Genomic DNA, 20,745 nt, shown 5'->3' on the forward strand with positions numbered 1-20,745 from the left:
CATGGCCACTTTGCGTATTGCGCTCGTGGCCGGTGAAGCTTCCGGCGATATCCTGGGTGCTGGCTTGATGCGGGCGCTCAAGGCCCAGCATCCGGCGGTGGAATTTATCGGGGTCGGTGGCCCGTTGATGCAGGCGGAGGGCCTGAGCTCCTACTTCCCCATGGAGCGGCTGTCGGTCATGGGGCTGGTGGAAGTCTTGGGGCGCCTGCGTGAGTTGCTGGCTCGCCGCAAGCTGCTGATCAAGACGCTGATCGAAGAAAAGCCTGACGTCTTTATCGGCATCGATGCCCCGGATTTCACGCTCAATATCGAACTCAAGTTGCGTCAGGCCGGGATCAAGACCGTGCACTACGTCAGCCCATCCGTATGGGCGTGGCGCCAGAAGCGCGTGTTGAAAATCCGCGAAGGCTGCGACCTGATGTTGACGTTGCTGCCATTCGAAGCCCAGTTCTACGAAGAGAAGGGCGTTCCGGTGCGGTTTGTCGGCCACACCTTGGCTGACGCCATTCCCTTGCAGGCTGACCGTGCTGCCGCGCGTGCCGAGCTGGGCTTGCCCGATGGCCCCTTGGTGGCGTTGATGCCGGGGAGCCGTGGCGGCGAGGTGGGGCGCTTGGGCGCGTTGTTTTTTGATGCCGCCGAACGTCTTCAGGCGCAAAAGCCGGGAATCCGCTTTGTACTGCCCTGCGCCAGCCCGCAACGCCGTGTACAGATCGAAACCCTGCTGGAAGGTCGCAATCTGCCGTTGACCCTGCTCGATGGCCAGTCCCACCTGGCCTTGGCAGCCTGCGATGCGGTGTTGATCGCCTCGGGCACTGCCACGCTTGAGGCCCTGCTGTACAAGCGGCCGATGGTCGTGGCCTATCGCCTGGCGCCACTGACCTTCTGGATCCTTAAGCGCATGGTCAAGAGCCCTTACATTTCCTTGCCCAACCTGCTGGCCCAGCGCCTGCTGGTGCCGGAGTTGTTGCAGGACGATGCAACGCCCGAAGCGCTTGCAAAAACCCTACTACCCTTGATCGATGGCGGCGAAGAGCAGACCCGTGGTTTCGACGACATCCACCGCACGTTGCGCCGTGATGCCTCGAACCAGGCGGCCGACGCCGTGCTGACCTTGATCGGCCATAAACAGGAAGCCTTATGACCATGCAAATGGGCCTGGATTTCAGCCTCGTTGCCCAAGCCCACGAACTGGTGGCGGGTGTTGACGAAGTCGGGCGCGGCCCGCTGTGTGGCGCGGTGGTCACGGCGGCGGTGATCCTTGATCCGAACCGCCCGATCCTGGGGCTCAACGATTCGAAGAAGCTCACCGAAGCCCGTCGCGAAAAGCTCTATGACGAGATCTGTGAAAAAGCCCTGAGCTGGCATATCGCCCGGGCTGAAGTCGAAGAGATCGACGAGCTGAATATCCTGCACGCCACCATGCTGGCGATGCAGCGCGCTGTGGAAGGGCTGCACATCACCCCGAAAATGGCGATGATCGACGGCAACCGCTGCCCCAAGCTGACGATGCCGTCCGAAGCGGTGGTCAAGGGCGATAGCAAGGTTCCCGCCATTGCCGCCGCCTCGATCCTGGCCAAGGTCAGCCGCGACCGTGAAATGGCCGCGTTCGAATTGATCTACCCCGGCTACGGGATTGGCGGGCATAAAGGCTACCCGACGCCCGTTCATCTGGAAGCCCTGGCTCGGCTTGGCCCCACTCCGATCCATCGCCGCTCGTTTGCCCCGGTACGCCAGGCTTATGAGGCCCGTGAAAGTCTGATCGAGGTTTAGCAGCAAGGCTGATGTTTTTACCCAGGCCCGGTACAATCCGGGCCTTGTTGTTTTCATGTATCAAGACAGGATCACTATGCCGGCTTCATTCGTTCATCTACGCCTGCACACTGAGTACTCCCTGGTCGACGGCCTGGTACGGATCAAACCGCTGGTCAAAACCCTGGTGGGCATGAACATGCCTGCGGTCGCGGTTACCGACCAGAACAACATGTGTTCCCTGGTCAAGTTCTACAAGAACGCCATGGGCGCCGGCATCAAGCCGATCTGCGGTGCCGACCTGTGGCTGTCCAACAAAGACCCGGATAACCCCCTGAGCCGCATCAGCCTGCTGGCGATGAACGGCGTCGGTTATCGCAACCTTACCGAACTGATTTCCCGTGGCTTTATCGACGGCCAGCGCAACGGCTCGATTATCATCGAGCGCGAGTGGGTGGCCGAAGCCAGCGAGGGCCTGATCATGCTCTCGGCGGCCAAAGAGGGTGAAATCGGTATCGCGCTGCTGGGCGGCAATCCCCAGGAAGCCGAGGTGCTGGCGCGCGAGTGGATGCAGGTATTCCCGGGCCGTTTCTACCTGGAAGTGCAGCGCACCAATCGCCCCAACGATGAAGAGCATTTGCACGCTGCTGTTGCCCTGGCCGACAAGCTGGGTGCGCCGCTGGTGGCGACCAACGATGTGCGCTTTATCAAGAAAGAAGACTTCGAAGCCCACGAAACCCGCGTGTGCATCGGCGAAGGCCGGGCCCTGGATGACCCGCGCCGTTCGAAGAACTACAGCGAAGAGCAGTACCTCAAAAGCGCCGACGAAATGGCGGAGCTGTTCAGCGATTTGCCCGAGGCCCTTGAGAACTCCGTCGAGATCGCCAAGCGCTGCAACATTGAAGTAAAGCTGGGCAAGCACTTCCTGCCCAACTTCCCGATTCCCGATGGCATGACCATCGACGAATATTTTCGCAAAGTGTCGTTCGATGGCCTGGAAGAACGCCTCAGCGTCCTGCTGCCCAAGGACACCACTGAGGACTACGAAGCCAAGCGCCAGGTGTATGTCGATCGGTTGAATTTCGAGCTGGATATCATCATCCAGATGGGATTCCCCGGTTACTTCCTGATCGTAATGGACTTTATCCAGTGGGCCAAAAACAACGGCGTACCGGTAGGTCCGGGCCGGGGGTCAGGTGCTGGCTCGCTGGTGGCCTATGTACAGAAGATCACCGACCTTGACCCGCTGGAATATGACCTGCTGTTCGAACGGTTCCTGAACCCGGAACGGGTTTCCATGCCCGACTTCGACGTCGACTTCTGCATGGATGGCCGTGACCGCGTGATTGAATACGTGGCCGAAAAATATGGCCGCAACGCGGTAAGTCAGATCATCACCTTCGGTTCCATGGCCGCCAAAGCGGTAATTCGCGACGTGGCGCGGGTGCAGGGCAAGTCCTACGGTTTGGCGGACCGCCTGTCGAAGATGATCCCGTTCGAAGTCGGCATGACCCTGGAAAAAGCCTACGAGCAGGAAGAAATCCTGCGCGACTTTATCAAGGTCGATGAAGAAGCCGCCGAAATCTGGGACATGGCGCGCAAGCTCGAAGGTGTGGTGCGTAACGTCGGTAAACACGCCGGCGGTGTGGTTATCGCGCCGACCAAGCTCACCGACTTTTCGCCGATCTATTGTGATGAAGAAGGCGACGGCCTGGTCACCCAGTTCGACAAGGACGACGTGGAGGCGGCCGGCCTGGTGAAGTTCGACTTCCTCGGCCTGCGGACCCTGACGATCATCGACTGGGCGCTCAAGACCATCAACCGCGACCGTGCCAAGGTCGGCGAAGAACCGCTGGATATCGCGTTTATCCCGCTGGACGACAAACCGACCTACAGCCTGCTGCAAAAAGCCGAAACCACCGCGGTATTCCAGCTTGAATCCCGCGGCATGAAAGAGCTGATCAAAAAGCTCAAGCCCGACTGCCTGGAAGACTTGATCGCACTGGTGGCCCTGTTCCGTCCGGGCCCGCTGCAATCGGGCATGGTGGATGACTTCATCAACCGTAAACACGGGCGCGCCGAGCTGGCTTACCCGCACTCCGACTACCAGTACGAGGGCCTCAAGCCGGTACTGGCGCCGACCTACGGCATCATCCTGTACCAGGAACAGGTGATGCAGATCGCCCAGGTGATGGCCGGCTACACCCTCGGCGGTGCGGACATGCTGCGTCGCGCCATGGGTAAGAAAAAACCCGAGGAAATGGCCAAGCAGCGCGGCGGTTTCATTGAAGGCTGCGCGACTAATAACATCGATGCCGACCTGGCCGGTAACATCTTCGACCTGGTAGAAAAATTCGCCGGTTATGGCTTCAACAAATCCCACTCCGCCGCCTACGGCCTGGTGTCGTACCAGACCGCCTGGCTGAAAGCCCATTACCCGGCGCCGTTCATGGCGGCGGTACTCTCGGCGGATATGCACAACACCGACAAGGTCGTGACCTTGATCGAGGAAGTGCGCACCATGAAGCTGCGCCTCGACGCGCCGGACGTGAACGCTTCGGAGTTCAAGTTCACGGTGAACGACGAAGGCCGCATCATCTATGGCCTCGGCGCGATCAAGGGCGTGGGCGAAGGCCCGGTGGAGGCCATTACCGAGGCGCGTCAGGACGGGCCGTTCAAAGACCTGTTCGATTTCTGCGCGCGGGTGGACCTCAAACGCATCAACAAGCGTACCCTCGATGGCCTGATCCGCAGCGGCGCACTCGACCGTCTTGGCCCGTACTTCCATGATGAGCCGAAGGCTTACCAGGCCAATATCGACCGCAACCGTGCGGTGCTGCTGACCGCCATGGAAGAGGCGATCAAGGCTGCCGAACAGACTGCCCGTACCCATGACAGCGGCCACGCCGACCTGTTTGGCGGGCTGTTCGTCGAAGAAGATGCGGATGTCTACGCCAACCACCGCAAGGCCAAGGAACTGACGCTCAAGGAACGCCTGAAAGGTGAGAAAGACACCTTGGGCCTGTATCTTACCGGCCACCCGATTGACGAGTACGAAGGCGAAATCCGCCGTTTCGCCCGTCAGCGCATCATCGACCTGAAACCGGCGCGGGATACCCAGACCGTCGCCGGCATGATCATCGCCCTGCGGGTGATGAAAAATAAGAAGGGCGACAAGATGGGCTTCATCACCCTCGATGACCGTTCGGGCCGCATCGAAGCGTCATTGTTTGCCGACGCGTTCCACTCCGCCCAGTCGCTGCTGCAAACCGACGCCATGGTGGTGGTGGAAGGGGAGGTCAGCAATGATGACTTCTCCGGTGGCCTGCGCCTGCGCATCAAGCGGGTGATGAGCATGGAAGATGCCCGCACCAACCTGGCCGAGAGCCTGCGCCTGAAGGTCAAGACCGAAGCGCTTAAAGGCGATCAGCTACGCTGGTTGGGTGACCTGCTCAAACGCCACCGTGGCGCGTGCCCGGTGACCATGGAGTACACCGGCAGCGATGCCAAGGCCATGTTGCAGTTTGGCGAGACGTGGCGAATTGATCCCGCTGATGGCTTGATTCAAGCTTTGCGTGACCAGTTCGGGCGAGACAACGTCTTCCTCCAATACCGTTGACGGTCAGATGAGTCTGATCTCGACTAAACATTTAATCTCGACCTAAACGCGCCTCTCCCTTAAGGTAGGGCGCGAATAGACAACCGGCTGGCCAGGCACCCCTTGGCCGTCGACCCAAGACGGACGCTTATGAACCCGAATTTTCTTGATTTCGAACAGCCGATCGCTGACCTGCAAGCCAAGATCGAAGAGCTGCGCCTGGTCGGCAATGACAATTCGCTGAATATCGGCGATGAGATCGCTCGCCTGCAAGACAAGAGCAGCACGCTCACCGAAGACATCTTCGGCAAACTGACCAGCTGGCAGATCGCGCGCCTGGCTCGCCACCCGCGCCGTCCCTACACCCTGGACTACATCGAGCACATCTTCACCGAGTTCGACGAGTTGCACGGCGACCGTCACTTCTCCGACGACGCGGCCATCGTGGGCGGCATCGCTCGCCTGGACGACCAGCCGGTGATGGTGATCGGTCACCAGAAAGGCCGTGAAGTGCGCGAGAAAGTACGCCGCAACTTCGGCATGCCGCGTCCGGAAGGCTACCGTAAGGCGTGCCGCCTGATGGAAATGGCCGAGCGTTTCAAGATGCCGATCCTGACCTTCATCGACACGCCGGGTGCCTACCCAGGTATCGACGCCGAAGAGCGCAACCAGAGCGAAGCGATTGCCTGGAACCTGCGTGTCATGGCGCGCCTGAAAACCCCGATCATCGCCACCGTGATCGGTGAGGGTGGTTCCGGCGGTGCGTTGGCCATTGGTGTCTGCGACCAGTTGAACATGTTGCAATATTCCACCTACGCGGTGATCTCGCCGGAAGGTTGCGCCTCGATCCTGTGGAAGACCGCCGAAAAGGCGCCGGACGCTGCTGAAGCCATGGGCATCACCGCCGATCGCCTCAAAGGCCTGGGTATCGTCGACAAGGTCATCGCCGAGCCACTGGGCGGCGCCCACCGTGACCCGGCTGCCGCTGCTGCGACCATCCGTGCCGAGTTGGGTTCGCAACTGGCGATGCTCAAGAAGCTGGATAACGAAGCGCTGCTGGCTCGTCGTTACGAGCGCCTGATGAGCTACGGCCTCTAAGCCGACGCGGTACCCAAATGTGGGAGCGGGCTTGCTCGCGAAAGCGGTGTATCAGACACATATACAGTGGCTGACAATCCGTATTCGCGAGCAAGCCCGCTCCCACATTTGTTTTGTGTAAGCTGGTTTATTTCATTCCAGATGAATGGCGGTACTTTGTCATGACGCCCAGCTTATCCGCCAAACTCCTGCAAACCCTCATCCCCTGGCGTAACGCCCCGGCCTGGCACGTCGCGTTCTCGGGTGGCCTCGATTCCACTGTGCTGCTGCATCTTCTGGTCACTCTGGCAAAGTCCGAAACATTACCTCCCCTCAGCGCGGTCCATATTCACCATGGCCTGCAGGCTGTCGCAGAGGTATGGCCTGCTCATTGCCAAGCGGTCTGCGACAGTCTGGGCGTGCCCCTGCGGGCCATGCGCGTGCAGGTGCAGCCTGGCGCCAGTCTTGAACGGGCTGCCCGTGATGCACGCTATACGGCGTTTGCCGAGGTGACCAATGTGGGGGAGGTGATGCTCACCGGCCAACACCGCGACGATCAGGCTGAAACCCTGCTGTTTCGCCTGCTGCGTGGTGCCGGCGTGCGAGGGTTGGCAGCTATGCCTGAGCATCGCCCCTTAGCGCAGGGCCACGTGGTACGGCCGTTGCTGGCGTTCTCCCGTAGCGAACTGGAAGCCTACGCCCATCAGCATCAGTTGCCGTGGATCGAAGATCCCTCCAATGCTGATCCCCGGTTTTCCCGCAATTACCTGCGTCACCGCGTATTCCCAACCCTGACGGAACGCTGGCCCCAGGCGATCTCCAGCCTGGCTCGCACGGCTGAACATATGTCTGAGGCTCAAGGGCTGCTCGACGAATTGGCGCTGATGGACCTGCAGCGCGCCGATCAGCCTTCTGCGTTTCCCTGGTTGCCTCTGCCGTCTCTGGCGCTTGAACCATTGCGTGAACTATCCGATGCCCGCCAGCGTAACGCCCTGCGGCATTGGCTGATGCCACTGACCCGTTTACCCGACAGCGACCACTGGGCTGGTTGGCATGCCCTGCGCGATGCCAAGGGGGACGCACAGCCTCTGTGGCGTCTGGCCGACGGTCAAATGCAGCGTAGCGGTGAACGCATCTGGTGGTTGCCCTCAGCATGGTCGGAGTTTTCCGACGCATCGGTGAGCTGGCCCGATGCGCAAAATCCACTAGAGTTAACGGGCAATGGCCAACTGAAGTTTATCGGCAAGACTCCCGAAGGCCCGCTGCAGGTTCGTTATCGCCAAGGTGGCGAAATCATCGACGTACCGGGCCGAGGCCGGCGTGATCTCAAGCGTCTGCTGAATGAAAGCGGCATACCGGGCTTCGTCCGTGGCAGATTGCCGCTGGTCTATCGGGGCGAGCAATTGCTGGCTGTGCCAAGCGTTGCGGGGGCATGGGCCCGGTCGATGGGTGAGGTGCAATTGGATTGGTTGCCACAGACCTGCGATCAAGGTTTGAGCTGATAGCGCCTTTCCGGTAGACTACGCTCCCTTCTTGATACAACTTCTGTGGATTCGCCTGAATCGCAGTCGTTGCCGATTACCAAGCAGTCTTTGCTGGGCGATTCCAAAAAATGTGTAGCGATCAACGTACCGGTGTTTCATTGCTGGTCTGTCACAACGCGGCGGTTTTTTTGAAAGGTGCACTGTGATTAATGCAGGTGATCGGGGGCTTCGGCCTTCCTTCGCTTTCCCCGGCGGCTCGGACCGCTTTAACGCAGACTTCTAGGGTTTTTCATGACGCGCTACATATTCGTCACGGGCGGTGTTGTTTCTTCATTGGGGAAAGGCATTGCCTCCGCTTCATTGGCGGCCATCCTGGAGGCGCGGGGACTTAAGGTCACCATGCTCAAGCTGGACCCGTACATCAACGTTGACCCGGGCACCATGAGCCCGTTCCAGCACGGTGAAGTGTTCGTCACCCACGACGGCGCCGAGACCGACCTGGACCTGGGCCACTACGAGCGGTTCATCCGCACGACCATGACCCAGAACAACAACTTCACCACCGGCCGTGTCTACGAGCACGTGCTGCGCAAAGAGCGCCGTGGTGACTACCTGGGTGCAACCATCCAGGTGATCCCGCACATCACCGACGAAATCAAGCGCCGCATCATCAAGGGTGCAGGCGATGCCGACGTGGCGATGGTCGAGATCGGTGGCACCGTGGGTGACATCGAGTCCCAGCCGTTCCTCGAAGCCATCCGCCAGTTGCGTTTCGAAGTCGGCGCCAAGCGCGCGATGCTGATGCACCTGACACTGGTGCCGTACATCGCCACTGCCGGCGAAACCAAAACCAAGCCTACCCAGCACTCGGTCAAGGAACTGCGTTCCATCGGCCTGCAGCCGGATGTGCTGGTATGCCGCTCCGATCACCCGATCGACATTTCCTCGCGCCGCAAGATCGCGCAGTTCACCAACGTTGAAGAACGTGCGGTAATTGCCCTGGAAGACGCCGACACCATTTACAAGATCCCGGGCATCCTGCACTCGCAGGGGCTGGATGATTTTGTGGTCGAGCGTTTCGGCCTGCAGTGCGGCGGTGCCGACCTGTCCGAGTGGGAAGCGGTTGTCGACGCCAAGCTCAACCCGGAGCATGAAGTCACCATCGCCATGGTCGGTAAGTACATGGAGCTGCTGGACGCCTACAAGTCGCTGATCGAAGCCATGAGCCACGCCGGTATCAGCAACCGTACCAAGGTCAACCTGCGCTACATCGACTCCGAAGACATCGAGAACCAGGGCACCGCGCTGCTCGAAGGTGTTGACGCGATCCTCGTTCCCGGCGGTTTCGGCCTGCGTGGCGTGGAAGGCAAGATCACTGCCGTGCAGTACGCCCGTGAAAACAAGGTGCCGTACCTGGGTATCTGCCTGGGCATGCAAGTGGCCGTTATCGAGTTCGCCCGTAACGTGCTGGGCTGGAAAGACGCCAACTCTACCGAGTTCGATCACAGCAGCGGCCATCCAGTCGTGGGCCTGATCACCGAGTGGGAAGACGCCACTGGCGCCGTTGAAACCCGTACCGAAAGCTCCGACCTGGGTGGCACTATGCGCCTTGGCGCACAAAACTGCTTGCTGGAGCCGGGTTCGCTGGTTCATGACTGCTACGGCAAGGACGTGATCGTCGAGCGCCACCGCCACCGTTATGAAGTGAACAACAACCTGCTGCCGCAGATCAAGGAAGCCGGCCTGAAGATTTCCGGTCGCTCCGATGATGGCAAGCTGGTTGAAGTGGTTGAAGCACCGGATCATCCGTGGTTCGTGGCCTGCCAGTTCCACCCGGAGTTCACCTCGACGCCGCGCGACGGTCACCCGTTGTTCAGTGGTTTCGTCAAAGCAGCACTGACGCAACACCAGAAGAAGGCGTAAATCAGATGGCCCAGAAGATCATTCGCGTAGGCGACATCGAGATTGCCAACGACAAGCCCATGGTGCTGTTTGGCGGCATGAACGTGCTGGAAAGCCGCGACATGGCGATGCAGGTATGTGAGGAGTACGTGCGGGTCACCCAGAAACTGGGTATCCCTTATGTCTTCAAGGCCAGCTTCGACAAGGCCAACCGTTCGTCCGTGACCTCCTATCGCGGCCCGGGCCTTGAAGAAGGCATGCGGATCTTCCAGGACATCAAGCAAGCCTTCGGCGTGCCGATCATCACCGACGTCCACGAGCCTGAGCAGGCTGCCGTGGTCGCCGAGGTGTGCGACATCATCCAGTTGCCGGCCTTTCTGTCGCGCCAGACCGACCTCGTGGTCGCCATGGCCAAGACCGGCGCTGTGATCAATATCAAGAAAGCCCAGTTCCTCGCCCCCCAGGAGATGAAACACATCCTGAGCAAGTGCGTGGAAGCGGGTAACGACCAGTTGATCCTCTGCGAGCGGGGTTCGAGCTTCGGCTACAACAACCTCGTGGTGGACATGCTCGGTTTCGGCATCATGAAACAGTTCGAATACCCCGTGTTCTTCGACGTGACTCACGCGCTGCAAATGCCCGGTGGTCGTTCGGACTCCGCTGGCGGGCGACGTGCCCAGGTGACGGACCTGGCCAAGGCGGGCATGAGCCAGTCGCTGGCTGGCCTGTTCCTTGAAGCTCACCCAGACCCGGACAACGCCAAATGTGATGGCCCATGCGCCCTGCGCCTGGACAAGCTGGAGCCATTCCTGGCCCAGCTCAAGCAGTTGGACGAGCTGGTCAAGAGTTTTCCGACGGTAGAGACCGCGTAACTGGCATTTCTCCGGTAGAATTTCCCACGCTTTACGCTCAGGCCCCCGGGCCTGAGCCTTGTCGTCTGCAAGCCTGCCCCGTTGTTCCACCCTTGCGGTCGGTCAAAAGATTTCCTTCAGCTGCGTCGTTTTCGTCAACTTTGGAGTGTTTACAACAATGGCAAAAATCGTCGACATCAAAGGTCGTGAAGTTCTCGACTCCCGTGGCAACCCCACCGTCGAAGCCGACGTGCTTCTCGATAACGGCATCATCGGCAGCGCCTGCGCGCCGTCCGGTGCTTCCACCGGTTCGCGCGAAGCGCTGGAACTGCGTGATGGCGACAAGAGCCGTTACCTGGGCAAGGGTGTACTCAAGGCTGTAGCCAACATCAACGGTCCGATTCGTGACCTGTTGCTGGGCAAGGACCCGCTGGACCAGAAAGCCCTGGACCACGCGATGATCAAGCTCGACGGCACTGAAAACAAAGGCAGCCTCGGCGCCAATGCCATCCTCGCGGTGTCCCTGGCAGCTGCCAAGGCGGCTGCGCAGGACCAGGACCTGCCGTTGTACGCACACATTGCCAACCTGAACGGCACCCCTGGCGTCTACTCGATGCCGGTGCCGATGATGAACATCATCAACGGTGGCGAGCACGCGGATAACAACGTCGACATCCAGGAATTCATGGTGCAGCCGGTTGGCGCCAAGTCCTTCTCCGAAGGACTGCGCATGGGCACCGAGATTTTCCATCACCTCAAGGCTGTACTGAAGGCCCGCGGCCTGAGCACTGCCGTGGGTGACGAAGGTGGTTTCGCGCCGAACCTGGCCTCCAACGAAGATGCACTCAAAGTCATCTCCGAAGCCGTCGCCAACGCTGGCTACAAGCTGGGCACCGACGTGACCCTGGCCCTGGACTGCGCCGCCAGCGAATTCTATGAAGACGGCAAGTACAACCTGTCCGGCGAAGGCCAGGTGTTCAACTCCGAAGGTTTTGCTGAATACCTCAAGGGCCTGACCCAGCGCTACCCGATCATCTCGATCGAAGACGGCCTGGACGAGTCCGACTGGGATGGCTGGAAAATCCTCACCGACAAGATCGGCGAGAAAATCCAGCTGGTGGGCGACGACTTGTTCGTGACCAACACCAAGATCCTGAAAGAAGGCATCGACAAGAAGATCGCCAACTCGATCCTGATCAAGTTCAACCAGATCGGCACCCTGACCGAAACCCTGGAAGCCATCCAGATGGCCAAGGCTGCGGGCTACACCGCCGTGATCTCCCATCGCTCCGGCGAAACCGAAGATTCCACCATTGCCGACCTGGCCGTGGGTACTTCGGCGGGCCAGATCAAGACCGGTTCCCTGTGCCGTTCCGATCGCGTGTCCAAGTACAACCAATTGCTGCGCATCGAAGAGCAATTGGCAGGTAAAGCCAAGTACAACGGTCGCGGCGAGTTTCGCGGCTAAGCAGTAAATGGTAAAAAGTCGGCGGATTACGTCAGAAATCTCACGAAAGTGTGAATTTCGGCGCTAATCTGCTGACTGACAAGCGCAAGCCTGGTTTTACCAGGCTTTGTGCTATCAGTTGCTGCAAAAGGTTTGCATGACTGTCTTTTTTCACTGGATACCCGGATTTCGATGCGCAGTCCCAATTGGTTGTTCCTCGTCTTGCTCTTGTTGCTGGCTGGCCTGCAGTACCGCCTATGGGTCGGTAATGGCAGCTTTGCGCAGGTAGAAGAGTTGACCCAGCAAATTGCCGACCAGCGTGCCGAAAACGAACGCCTGCTGGAGCGCAACCGCGTCCTCGACGCTGAAGTGCTTGAGCTGAAAAAAGGCACGGAGACCGTTGAAGAGCGGGCTCGTCATGAGTTGGGCATGGTCAAGGAGGGCGAAACCCTCTACCAGTTGGCCCAATGAGCCACGATTTACCGGCCTTCTGGGCCGTGATTCCTGCCGCGGGCGTCGGTGCCCGTATGGCTGCGGACCGTCCCAAGCAGTACCTGCAACTGGGCGGGCGCACTATTCTCGAACACAGCCTCGGCTGTTTTCTCGACCATCCCTCCCTCAAGGGCCTGGTGGTCAGTCTTGCAGTTGATGATCCTTATTGGCCCAGCTTGGCATGCGCCAACGACCCGCGTATCCAGCGTGCCGACGGGGGCTCGGAACGTTCCGGCTCGGTTCTCAATGCGCTGCTGCAACTCAATGCCCTGGGCGCCAGTGATGACGACTGGGTGTTGGTGCATGACGCTGCGCGGCCTAACCTGAGCCGTGATGATCTCGACAAGCTCCTGGCCGAACTGGCCGATGATCCGGTAGGCGGCCTGCTGGCAGTGCCGGCGCGCGACACCCTCAAACGTGTCGACAAACATGGCCGTGTGGTGGACACCATTGATCGCAGCCTGATCTGGCAGGCTTACACGCCGCAGATGTTCCGCCTGGGCGCCTTGCATCGCGCCTTGGCCGACAGCCTGGTGGCCGATGCGCTGATCACCGATGAAGCCTCGGCCATGGAATGGTCCGGGCAGGCGCCGCGCCTGGTTGAAGGGCGTTCGGACAATATCAAGGTGACTCGGCCGGAAGATCTGGAGTGGTTGAAATTGCGCTGGGCTAACCGGCGGTAACCTGTCCGACCGAGTTGGCCTCATCGCAGTATAGATATCGACACAACTTAGAGCCGACGCTGGACCTGTGGCGAGGGAGCTTGCTCTGGTGACAACCTGACAGCTGACGCTTATCTACCTGACACTCCACGATCCAACTGTGGGAGCTGGCTTGCCTGCGATGACGGCCTCCCAGCCGACACCTATCTACCTGATACCCCACAATCCAACTGCGGGCTTGCTCGCGAAGGCGGCCTGGCAGTCAACACAGTTGGATTGTGTGAATATCCATTGCTGCGGTAACGGCTACTTAGGGTTCCGCTCTGACAGCGGGTCACTTTTGGAAAAGAGCCCCAAAAGTAACCAAAAGGGCTCTTGCCCCACCACTCGGCACCTCGCTTGGGCTCGGTGTGCCCGAACGCAGGCTTGAATCCGTGGGCCGCCGCCACGCGCCATCCATGGCGCGGGGCGGCTAACCCGGCGTCCTGCCGGGTTACCCACGAATTCAAGCCTGCGTTCGGCCAGCGTGGTTTAACGGGGCGCCTGAGATCAAGATCACAAGCAGATCAAGATCAAGAGCGGCTCGCTTCGCATCGTGGTTACGGTCGCTACAGAGTTGTGTAGATACCTATGGCTATCAGGTAAGCCACCTCCCACATTTGATCGCTGCCATAACAAACAACTCAGCCAACTGTGGGAGCCGGGCTTGCCCGCGATGAGCATAGGTATCTACATAACCTTGTGGGCTGTAGCAGCATGCGGTAACCACGATGCGAAGCGAGTCGCTCTTGATCTTGCTCTTGATCTTAGGCGCCCCGTTAAACCACGCTGGCCGGAATTCGACAGGGATTTGGGGGTAAACCGGCAGGGATGCCGGTTTAGCCGCCCCGCGCCATGGATGGCGCGTGGCGGCGGCCCCCCAAATCACTGGCGGATTACGGGCACACCGAGCCTAAGCGAGGTGCCGAGTGGTGGGGCAAGAGCCTTTTGGTTACTTTGGGGCTTTTCCAAAGTGACCCGCCGTCAGGGCGGAACCCTAAGTGGCCGTTACCGCAGCAATGGATATGTACCCGATAAACTGTGTCAGCTGCCAGGCCGCCTTCGCGAGCAAGCCCACTCCCACAGTGGGATCATTGGGGTGTCAGGTAGATAGGTATCGGCTGTCAGACCGCTATCGCAGGCAAGCCAGCTCCCACAGTTGGATCGTGGGGTGTCAGGTAGATAAGCGTCGGCTGTCAGTCCGTCACGGGAGCAAGCTCCCTCGCCACAGATTTAGCGTTGTGCCGTAGTTGTGTAGATACCTATGCCGCGATGAGGCCGGTGCAGGCCACCTCAATTCAATGCTTGTACTCCGGCCTTTCAGCCAACCCCACCTTCAAGAAATCCACCAACTTCCTCACCTTCGGCGACAAATGCCGCTGCTGCGGATACAACGCCCAGACCGCAGTATTCGGCGGTTGATGAGCCTGAAGCAACGACACCAACGCCCCGCTGTGCAGATGCTCCAGCACGTAGTAGTCCGGTAACTGGCACAAGCCCATGCCTTGCAATGCCGCATCCAGCACTGCTTGCCCACTGTTGCAGCGCCAATTGCCTTGCACGCGCTGGGAAAATTCCCGCCCGTCCTGGGCCATTTGCCAGATATCCGAGCTGCCAATCAGGCAGTTGTGCCGGCTCAACTCCGACAAGCTGTGTGGCCGACCGTACCGCTCGAGGTAGGAGGGCGACGCACACAGGTACATGCGCCGAGGCGCCAGGCGGCTGGCAACCATGCGCGAGTCCTGCAAACGTCCCAGGCGGATGGCCAGGTCGAGGCCTTCGTGGACCAGGTCCAGCGAGCGATTGGTCAACTCGATGTCCACGCGCAGTTGCGGATAGTGCGCCATGAACCGCGTCACCAGCGGCACGATAAAACGCTCGCCATAGGCCACGGCGCAGGTCATGCGCAACATGCCCTTGGGTTCGCTGGTCAAGTCGCCCACCGCGCGCAAGGCCTCCTCGCGACCGTCCTGCAGGCGTTGGCAGTGTTGCAGGAAGGTCTGGCCGGCTTCGGTCAGCGTCACCTTACGTGTGCTGCGGTACAGCAATCGGGTTTGCAGGCGTTCTTCCAGGCGCGCCACTTGCCGGCTGACGTGGGAGGAAGATACCCCCAGTCGCTCCGCCGCCGCCGTGAACTGGCTGCATTCGGCCACCGCGACAAACTCGTCAATGCCTTCCCAGCGGTTCTCCAGCATATTGATTGTCCCTGTACGGCAATAATGTTTTGCTTTTGCCTGGATTATTCATCAATAGGCGATGTTTTACACTCACCGTCTCAGTTTTTAACCCGATGGAGAAACCCGGATGATCAAGTCCCGTGCCGCCGTAGCCTTCGAAGCCAAGAAGCCCCTTGAGATTGTTGAAGTGGATGTCGCCATGCCCAAGGCTGGCGAGGTGTTGCTGCGGGTGGTCGCGTCCGGCGTGTGTCACACCGACGCCTACACCTTGTCGGGCGCCGACCCGGAAGGCATTTTTCCGTCGATCCTCGGCCATGAAGGCGGCGCAGTGGTGGAAGCCATTGGCGAGGGCGTGACTTCGGTCGCTGTGGGCGATCACGTGATCCCGCTGTACACCCCGGAATGCGGCAAGTGCAAGTTCTGCCTGAGTGGCAAGACCAACCTGTGCCAGGCCATCCGCGCCACGCAGGGCAAGGGCTTGATGCCGGATGGCACCACGCGTTTCTCCTACAAGGGCCAGCCGATTTTCCACTACATGGGCACCTCGACGTTCTCCGAGTACACCGTGCTGCCGGAAATCTCCGTGGCCAAGATTCCTAAAGAAGCGCCGTTGGAAAAAGTCTGCCTGCTCGGTTGCGGTGTCACTACCGGTATCGGTGCGGTGATCAACACTGCCAAGGTCAAACCGGGCGACACCGTGGCCGTCTTCGGTCTGGGCGGTATTGGCCTATCGGCGATTATCGGTGCAGTCAAGGCCAAGGCCGGGCGCATCATCGCCATCGATATCAACCCGGCCAAGTTCGAAATCGCCAAGCAACTGGGCGCTACCGATTGCATCAACCCCAAGGACTACGATCGCCCGATCCAGGACGTGATTGTCGACCTGACTGACGGCGGCGTGGATTTCTCCTTCGAGTGCATCGGCAACGTACAACTGATGCGTGCGGCCCTTGAGTGCTGCCACAAAGGCTGGGGCGAGTCGGTGATCATCGGTGTGGCCGGTGCTGGCCAGGAAATTGCCACTCGCCCATTCCAACTGGTCACCGGGCGCGTCTGGCGTGGTTCGGCGTTTGGTGGCGTGCGCGGTCGTACCGAATTGCCAAGCTACGTGGAAATGGCCCAGACCGGCGAAATCCCGCTGGATACCTTCATCACCCACACCATGGGCCTGGAAGATATCAACAAAGCGTTTGACCTGATGCATGAAGGCAAGAGCATTCGTACCGTCATTCACTTCTGAGGTCGGCCATGAGTCTGGAAAACCTGTCATGCCAGAAGAGCTTCGGCGGCTGGCATAAACGTTACAAGCATCATTCCGATGTGCTGGGTTGCGACATGACCTTTGCCGTCTACCTGCCGCCGCAAGCGGAGCAGGGCGGCAAGCTGCCGGTGTTGTATTGGCTGTCCGGGTTGACCTGTACTGACGAGAACTTCATGCAGAAGGCCGGCGCCCAGCGCATGGCTGCCGAACTGGGCTTGATCATCGTCGCGCCAGATACCAGCCCCCGTGGCCCTGGCGTGCCGGGCGACCCGGACAATGCCTGGGACTTCGGCCTCGGCGCCGGCTTCTACCTCAATGCCACCCAGGAACCCTGGGCCAAGCACTATCGGATGCATGACTACGTGGTGCAGGAATTGCCGGCACTGGTGGAAGCGCATTTCCCTGCGTCGGATAAACGCGGCATCAGCGGCCACTCCATGGGCGGTCACGGTGCGCTGGTCTGCGCATTGCGCAACCCTGGACGTTACCTGTCGGTGTCGGCGTTTTCGCCGATCAACAACCCGATGGACTGCCCGTGGGGCCAGAAAGCCTTTTCCCGTTATTTGGGAGAAGAGCGTTCGAAATGGCGCGAATGGGATGCCTGCGTGCTGATCAGCGAAGCCTCGGAAAAGTTGCCGCTGTTGGTGGACCAGGGCGATCGCGACGATTTCCTTGAGGTTCAACTCAAGCCCGAAGCCTTGCAGCAAGCGGCCAAGGCAGCCAACCATCCGCTGGAACTGCGCCTGCAGCCTGGCTACGACCACAGCTACTTCTTTATCGCCAGCTTCATCGAAGACCATTTGCGGCATCATGGTCGTGCTTTGCTCGGTTAATCCGAGGCAAAAGTAGGTAGAATCACGCCCTGAATTAAATCGGGGCGTTTTTTTATGCGTATTGGCCACGGCTACGATGTGCACCGTTTCGCTGAAGGCGATTTCATCACCCTGGGCGGCGTGCGCATTGCACACCACCATGGGTTGCTGGCTCATTCCGACGGCGACGTGGTCTTGCACGCCTTGAGCGATGCGTTGCTCGGCGCGGCGGCATTGGGCGATATCGGCAAGCACTTTCCGGACACCGATCCCACCTTCAAGGGCGCCGACAGCCGTGTGTTGCTGCGCCATGTGGTCGGCCTGATCCACGCCAAGGGCTGGAAGGTTGGCAACGTCGACAACACCATCGTCGCCCAGGCGCCAAAAATGGCCCCCCATATCGAAGCGATGCGCGCTGCTATCGCAGCAGACCTGCAAATTGAATTGGATCAAGTCAACGTGAAAGCCACCACCACCGAAAAGCTCGGGTTTACCGGTCGTGAAGAGGGCATTGCGGTGCACTCCGTCGCCTTGTTGCTGCGCGCATGAACGACCTGCAACTGCTGGGCCCGCGGGCCTATGGCGAGGCCCTGGGCAGCGCGGTACTGAAGGCCACGGCCGAAGACTTCCAGGTTGATGAGGTGCTGGACATCCCGCTGACCGGCGATGGCGAGCACCTGTGGCTGTGGGTGGAAAAACGCGGCTTGAACACCGAGGAAGCGGCACGGCGTATCGCCAAGGCGGCTGGCGTGCCATTGCGCACCGTCAGCTATGCCGGGCTCAAGGACCGTCAGGCCCTGACCCGCCAGTGGTTCAGCGTGCAATTGCCCGGCAAGGCCGACCCGGACATGAGCGGCGCAGAAAGCGACACCCTCAAGATCCTGAAAACCGCCCGTCACAAGCGCAAGCTGCAGCGTGGTGCCCATTCGGCCAACGGCTTCACCCTGCGCCTGACCCAACTGGCCGGCGACACCGCTGCCATCGACGCACGTCTGCAGTTGATTGCGCGGCACGGCATCCCCAATTACTTCGGCACCCAGCGTTTCGGCCACAACGGCGGCAACGTGGTGGATGCTCGCGAGTGGGCCGCCCGCAAGGCCCTGCCCGAGCAGCGCAACGTGCGCTCGCGCTTGCTGTCCACGGCTCGCAGTTACCTGTTCAACAAAGTGTTGGCGGCCCGTGTCGCCGACGGTTCATGGCAGCGAGCCCAAGTCGGCGATCTGCTGGCGTTTACCGACAGTCGCAGTTTTTTTCCGGCCGGGGAAGCTGAGTGCAGCGACCCGCGCCTGGCGATTTTGGACCTGCATCCCACCGGCCCGCAGTGGGGCGAGGGCGATTCGCCGGCGAAAGGTCTTACATACGAGCTAGAACAATCTGTCGCCGCTGGCGAAGCTGACCTACGTGATTGGCTGGTGAAGGCGGGAATGAGCCAGGAACGTCGCATTCTGCGACTGCCCATTGGCGGGTTGACGTGGCATTATCCCGGGCCTGACATTCTGCAATTGGAATTCGTCCTGCCGGCCGGATGCTTCGCCACTGTCTTGGTGCGCGAGCTTGTTGATCTGGTGCCGGTGGGGCAGACGGACAGCCCATGCGTATTCTGATATCAAACGATGACGGTGCCACCGCACCCGGTCTTGCCGCGCTCCATGCTGCGCTGCAGGATTACGCCGAGTGCGTGGTGGTTGCCCCCGACCAGGACAAGAGCGGCGCCAGCAGTTCGCTGACGCTCGACCGTCCGCTGCACCCGCGGGTCCTGGCCAATGGCTTTATCAGCGTTAACGGAACCCCCACCGACTGCGTGCACCTGGCAATCAACAGTTTGCTGGAGCATCAGCCAGACCTGGTGGTCTCGGGAATCAACCTGGGCGCCAACCTGGGTGACGACGTGCTGTATTCCGGCACCGTGGCGGCGGCCCTCGAAGGGCGCTTCCTGGGCCGCACCGGCTTTGCCTTTTCCTTTGCTTCGCGGCAATTGGATAACCTGGCGACGGCGGCCTACTACGCGCGCAAGTTGGTGGAGGCCCATGCTTCCCTGGACCTGCCGCCGCGTACGGTGCTCAACGTCAATATCCCCAACTTGCCCCTCGACCATATTCGCGGTATCCAGCTCACGCGCCTGGGCCATCGCGCCCGTGCGGCGGCGCCCTTGAAGGTGGTCGACCCACGCGGCAAGGAAGGCTATTGGATCGCCGCGGCCGGCGACGCCGAAGATGGCGGCGAGGGCACGGACTTTCATGCGGTGATGCAAGGCTATGTCTCCGTTACCCCGTTGCTGTTTGATCGCACCTTCAGTGATGCCTTCAGTGGCCTTGATGGCTGGCTGGAGGGACTGCGTTGATGGCTCGTGAACAAGACGACTTGTTGCGCCGTGGCATCGGGATGACCTCCCAGCGCACCCGGGAGCGGTTGATCCAGCGCCTGTATGAAGAAGGTTTGTCCAACGCGCAGGTGCTGGAAGTGATCCGGCGTACGCCGCGGCACCTGTTTGTCGATGAAGCCCTGGCGCATCGCGCCTATGAAGACACGGCGTTGCCCATCGGCCACAACCAGACCATCTCCCAGCCCTACATGGTCGCGCGCATGAGCGAGCTGCTGCTGGCGGCGGGGCCTTTGGACAAGGTGCTGGAGATTGGCACCGGCTCCGGTTACCAGACGGCCGTGCTGTCGCAATTGGTAGAGCGGGTGTTTTCGGTCGAGCGCATCAAGGTGCTGCAGGACCGGGCCAAAGAGCGTCTGGTGGAGCTGAACCTGCGCAACGTGGTATTCCGCTGGGGCGATGGCTGGGAGGGCTGGCCGGCGCTGGCGCCCTACAACGGTATCATCGTCACCGCCGTGGCCACCGATGTGCCGCAAGCCTTGCTGGATCAATTGGCACCTGGCGGGCGGCTGGTCATCCCGGTGGGCTCCGGCGAAGTGCAACAGTTGATGCTTATTATCCGTGAGGACGAAGGCTTTTCCCGGCATGTACTCGGTGCCGTGCGTTTCGTACCTTTGCTCAACGGCCCGCTGGCCTGATCATTTATTCGCGTGCAGTGAATTCTGTAAGCGTGGATGTGTCTTACGGCGGGGTCTATTGAATCAACATGCCTGGCAGCACGATTAAACATGATGAATTTTTCCTTTCAGTCATGTGCCAGTAAAAAGCCAATGCCCAGTTATACTTGCGTCATATTTCAAGCCTGATCCAGGCG

General features: G+C 60.2%; 17 protein-coding genes. 16 read left to right on the forward strand and 1 reads right to left on the reverse strand.

The genetic code is table 11. From position 1 onward, the window contains the following. Position 1: 1 nt before the first annotated feature. The 10 genes from lpxB to ispD all read left to right on the forward strand — a co-directional run bounded on the left by lpxB (position 2) and on the right by ispD (position 13,283). A complete protein-coding gene (gene lpxB / locus ACWHXD_RS07310) occupies positions 2-1,141 on the forward strand; it encodes a lipid-A-disaccharide synthase (protein WP_138761443.1) in 1,140 nt (379 codons plus the stop codon). A gap of 2 nt (positions 1,142-1,143) precedes the next feature. Continuing rightward, the gene (gene rnhB / locus ACWHXD_RS07315; protein ID WP_161793220.1) at positions 1,144-1,770 is read left to right on the forward strand and encodes a ribonuclease HII; all 627 of its coding nucleotides are present in this window, start codon (positions 1,144-1,146) and stop codon (positions 1,768-1,770) included. Between the two features lie 76 nt (positions 1,771-1,846). Beyond that, entirely contained in the window at positions 1,847-5,368 is a 3,522-nt protein-coding gene (gene dnaE, locus ACWHXD_RS07320) for a DNA polymerase III subunit alpha (RefSeq protein ID WP_032893179.1), read from the forward strand. Positions 5,369-5,497: 129 nt separating this feature from the next. Then, positions 5,498-6,445: an acetyl-CoA carboxylase carboxyltransferase subunit alpha gene (locus ACWHXD_RS07325; protein ID WP_003189182.1), complete on the forward strand. Its 948-nt coding sequence runs from the start codon at positions 5,498-5,500 to the stop codon at positions 6,443-6,445. A gap of 161 nt (positions 6,446-6,606) precedes the next feature. Further along, on the forward strand, positions 6,607-7,926 hold the full coding sequence (gene tilS / locus ACWHXD_RS07330; protein ID WP_138761444.1) for a tRNA lysidine(34) synthetase TilS: 1,320 nt from the start codon (positions 6,607-6,609) through the stop codon (positions 7,924-7,926). A 273-nt stretch (positions 7,927-8,199) separates the two neighbouring features. Continuing rightward, positions 8,200-9,831, forward strand: coding sequence for a CTP synthase (gene pyrG, locus ACWHXD_RS07335; RefSeq protein ID WP_032893177.1), 1,632 nt, complete (start codon positions 8,200-8,202; stop codon positions 9,829-9,831). A 5-nt stretch (positions 9,832-9,836) separates the two neighbouring features. Further along, complete coding sequence (gene kdsA, locus ACWHXD_RS07340) at positions 9,837-10,682, forward strand: 3-deoxy-8-phosphooctulonate synthase (protein ID WP_003189190.1); 846 nt, start codon at positions 9,837-9,839, stop codon at positions 10,680-10,682. A gap of 157 nt (positions 10,683-10,839) precedes the next feature. Beyond that, entirely contained in the window at positions 10,840-12,129 is a 1,290-nt protein-coding gene (gene eno, locus ACWHXD_RS07345; RefSeq protein ID WP_003189193.1) for a phosphopyruvate hydratase, read from the forward strand. A gap of 171 nt (positions 12,130-12,300) precedes the next feature. Further along, positions 12,301-12,579 (forward strand): cell division protein FtsB, encoded by a 279-nt coding sequence (gene ftsB / locus ACWHXD_RS07350; RefSeq protein ID WP_003189195.1) that lies wholly within the window; start codon positions 12,301-12,303, stop codon positions 12,577-12,579. Beyond that, positions 12,576-13,283 (forward strand): 2-C-methyl-D-erythritol 4-phosphate cytidylyltransferase, encoded by a 708-nt coding sequence (gene ispD, locus ACWHXD_RS07355; RefSeq protein WP_032893176.1) that lies wholly within the window; start codon positions 12,576-12,578, stop codon positions 13,281-13,283. Before ftsB ends, ispD begins: the two co-directional genes overlap by 4 nt. Positions 13,284-14,599: 1,316 nt before the next feature. Here ispD and ACWHXD_RS07360 read toward each other — a convergent pair. After that, on the reverse strand, positions 14,600-15,496 hold the full coding sequence (locus ACWHXD_RS07360; RefSeq protein ID WP_138763360.1) for a LysR substrate-binding domain-containing protein: 897 nt from the start codon (positions 15,494-15,496) through the stop codon (positions 14,600-14,602). Between the two features lie 109 nt (positions 15,497-15,605). On the opposite strand from ACWHXD_RS07360, the gene ACWHXD_RS07365 reads away from it, so the two are divergent. From ACWHXD_RS07365 to ACWHXD_RS07390, 6 genes are read left to right on the forward strand one after another with little or no spacing between them, the layout of a single operon-like run. Then, positions 15,606-16,718 carry an S-(hydroxymethyl)glutathione dehydrogenase/class III alcohol dehydrogenase gene (locus ACWHXD_RS07365; RefSeq protein ID WP_003189203.1) on the forward strand — a complete coding sequence of 371 codons (1,113 nt, stop codon included), beginning with the start codon at positions 15,606-15,608 and terminating at the stop codon, positions 16,716-16,718. A gap of 8 nt (positions 16,719-16,726) precedes the next feature. Then, the gene (gene fghA, locus ACWHXD_RS07370) at positions 16,727-17,572 is read left to right on the forward strand and encodes an S-formylglutathione hydrolase (protein ID WP_032893174.1); all 846 of its coding nucleotides are present in this window, start codon (positions 16,727-16,729) and stop codon (positions 17,570-17,572) included. A 54-nt stretch (positions 17,573-17,626) separates the two neighbouring features. Next, entirely contained in the window at positions 17,627-18,100 is a 474-nt protein-coding gene (gene ispF, locus ACWHXD_RS07375; RefSeq protein WP_032893173.1) for a 2-C-methyl-D-erythritol 2,4-cyclodiphosphate synthase, read from the forward strand. Beyond that, a complete protein-coding gene (truD, locus tag ACWHXD_RS07380) occupies positions 18,097-19,155 on the forward strand; it encodes a tRNA pseudouridine(13) synthase TruD (RefSeq protein WP_138763361.1) in 1,059 nt (352 codons plus the stop codon). The genes ispF and truD overlap by 4 nt, the downstream gene beginning before the upstream one ends. Further along, complete coding sequence (gene surE, locus ACWHXD_RS07385) at positions 19,143-19,892, forward strand: 5'/3'-nucleotidase SurE (protein ID WP_003189210.1); 750 nt, start codon at positions 19,143-19,145, stop codon at positions 19,890-19,892. The genes truD and surE overlap by 13 nt, the downstream gene beginning before the upstream one ends. Before the next feature lie 41 nt (positions 19,893-19,933). After that, the gene (locus tag ACWHXD_RS07390; protein WP_169850588.1) at positions 19,934-20,569 is read left to right on the forward strand and encodes a protein-L-isoaspartate(D-aspartate) O-methyltransferase; all 636 of its coding nucleotides are present in this window, start codon (positions 19,934-19,936) and stop codon (positions 20,567-20,569) included. Positions 20,570-20,745: the final 176 nt, after the last annotated feature.

Source organism: Pseudomonas fjordensis (assembly GCF_976987115.1).

Excerpts from the sequence above, each read along its gene's own strand:
- surE (WP_003189210.1), top strand. The coding sequence starts at position 19,143 with ATGCGTATTCTGATATCAAACGATGACGGTGCCACCGCACCCGGTCTT.
- ftsB (WP_003189195.1), top strand. The coding sequence starts at position 12,301 with ATGCGCAGTCCCAATTGGTTGTTCCTCGTCTTGCTCTTGTTGCTGGCT.
- ACWHXD_RS07360 (WP_138763360.1), bottom strand. The coding sequence starts at position 15,496 with ATGCTGGAGAACCGCTGGGAAGGCATTGACGAGTTTGTCGCGGTGGCC.
- kdsA (WP_003189190.1), top strand. The coding sequence starts at position 9,837 with ATGGCCCAGAAGATCATTCGCGTAGGCGACATCGAGATTGCCAACGAC.
- dnaE (WP_032893179.1), top strand. The coding sequence starts at position 1,847 with ATGCCGGCTTCATTCGTTCATCTACGCCTGCACACTGAGTACTCCCTG.
- ACWHXD_RS07365 (WP_003189203.1), top strand. The coding sequence starts at position 15,606 with ATGATCAAGTCCCGTGCCGCCGTAGCCTTCGAAGCCAAGAAGCCCCTT.
- truD (WP_138763361.1), top strand. The coding sequence starts at position 18,097 with ATGAACGACCTGCAACTGCTGGGCCCGCGGGCCTATGGCGAGGCCCTG.
- ACWHXD_RS07325 (WP_003189182.1), top strand. The coding sequence starts at position 5,498 with ATGAACCCGAATTTTCTTGATTTCGAACAGCCGATCGCTGACCTGCAA.
- tilS (WP_138761444.1), top strand. The coding sequence starts at position 6,607 with ATGACGCCCAGCTTATCCGCCAAACTCCTGCAAACCCTCATCCCCTGG.
- lpxB (WP_138761443.1), top strand. The coding sequence starts at position 2 with ATGGCCACTTTGCGTATTGCGCTCGTGGCCGGTGAAGCTTCCGGCGAT.
- ispD (WP_032893176.1), top strand. The coding sequence starts at position 12,576 with ATGAGCCACGATTTACCGGCCTTCTGGGCCGTGATTCCTGCCGCGGGC.
- pyrG (WP_032893177.1), top strand. The coding sequence starts at position 8,200 with ATGACGCGCTACATATTCGTCACGGGCGGTGTTGTTTCTTCATTGGGG.
- fghA (WP_032893174.1), top strand. The coding sequence starts at position 16,727 with ATGAGTCTGGAAAACCTGTCATGCCAGAAGAGCTTCGGCGGCTGGCAT.
- ACWHXD_RS07390 (WP_169850588.1), top strand. The coding sequence starts at position 19,934 with ATGACCTCCCAGCGCACCCGGGAGCGGTTGATCCAGCGCCTGTATGAA.
- rnhB (WP_161793220.1), top strand. The coding sequence starts at position 1,144 with ATGCAAATGGGCCTGGATTTCAGCCTCGTTGCCCAAGCCCACGAACTG.
- ispF (WP_032893173.1), top strand. The coding sequence starts at position 17,627 with ATGCGTATTGGCCACGGCTACGATGTGCACCGTTTCGCTGAAGGCGAT.
- eno (WP_003189193.1), top strand. The coding sequence starts at position 10,840 with ATGGCAAAAATCGTCGACATCAAAGGTCGTGAAGTTCTCGACTCCCGT.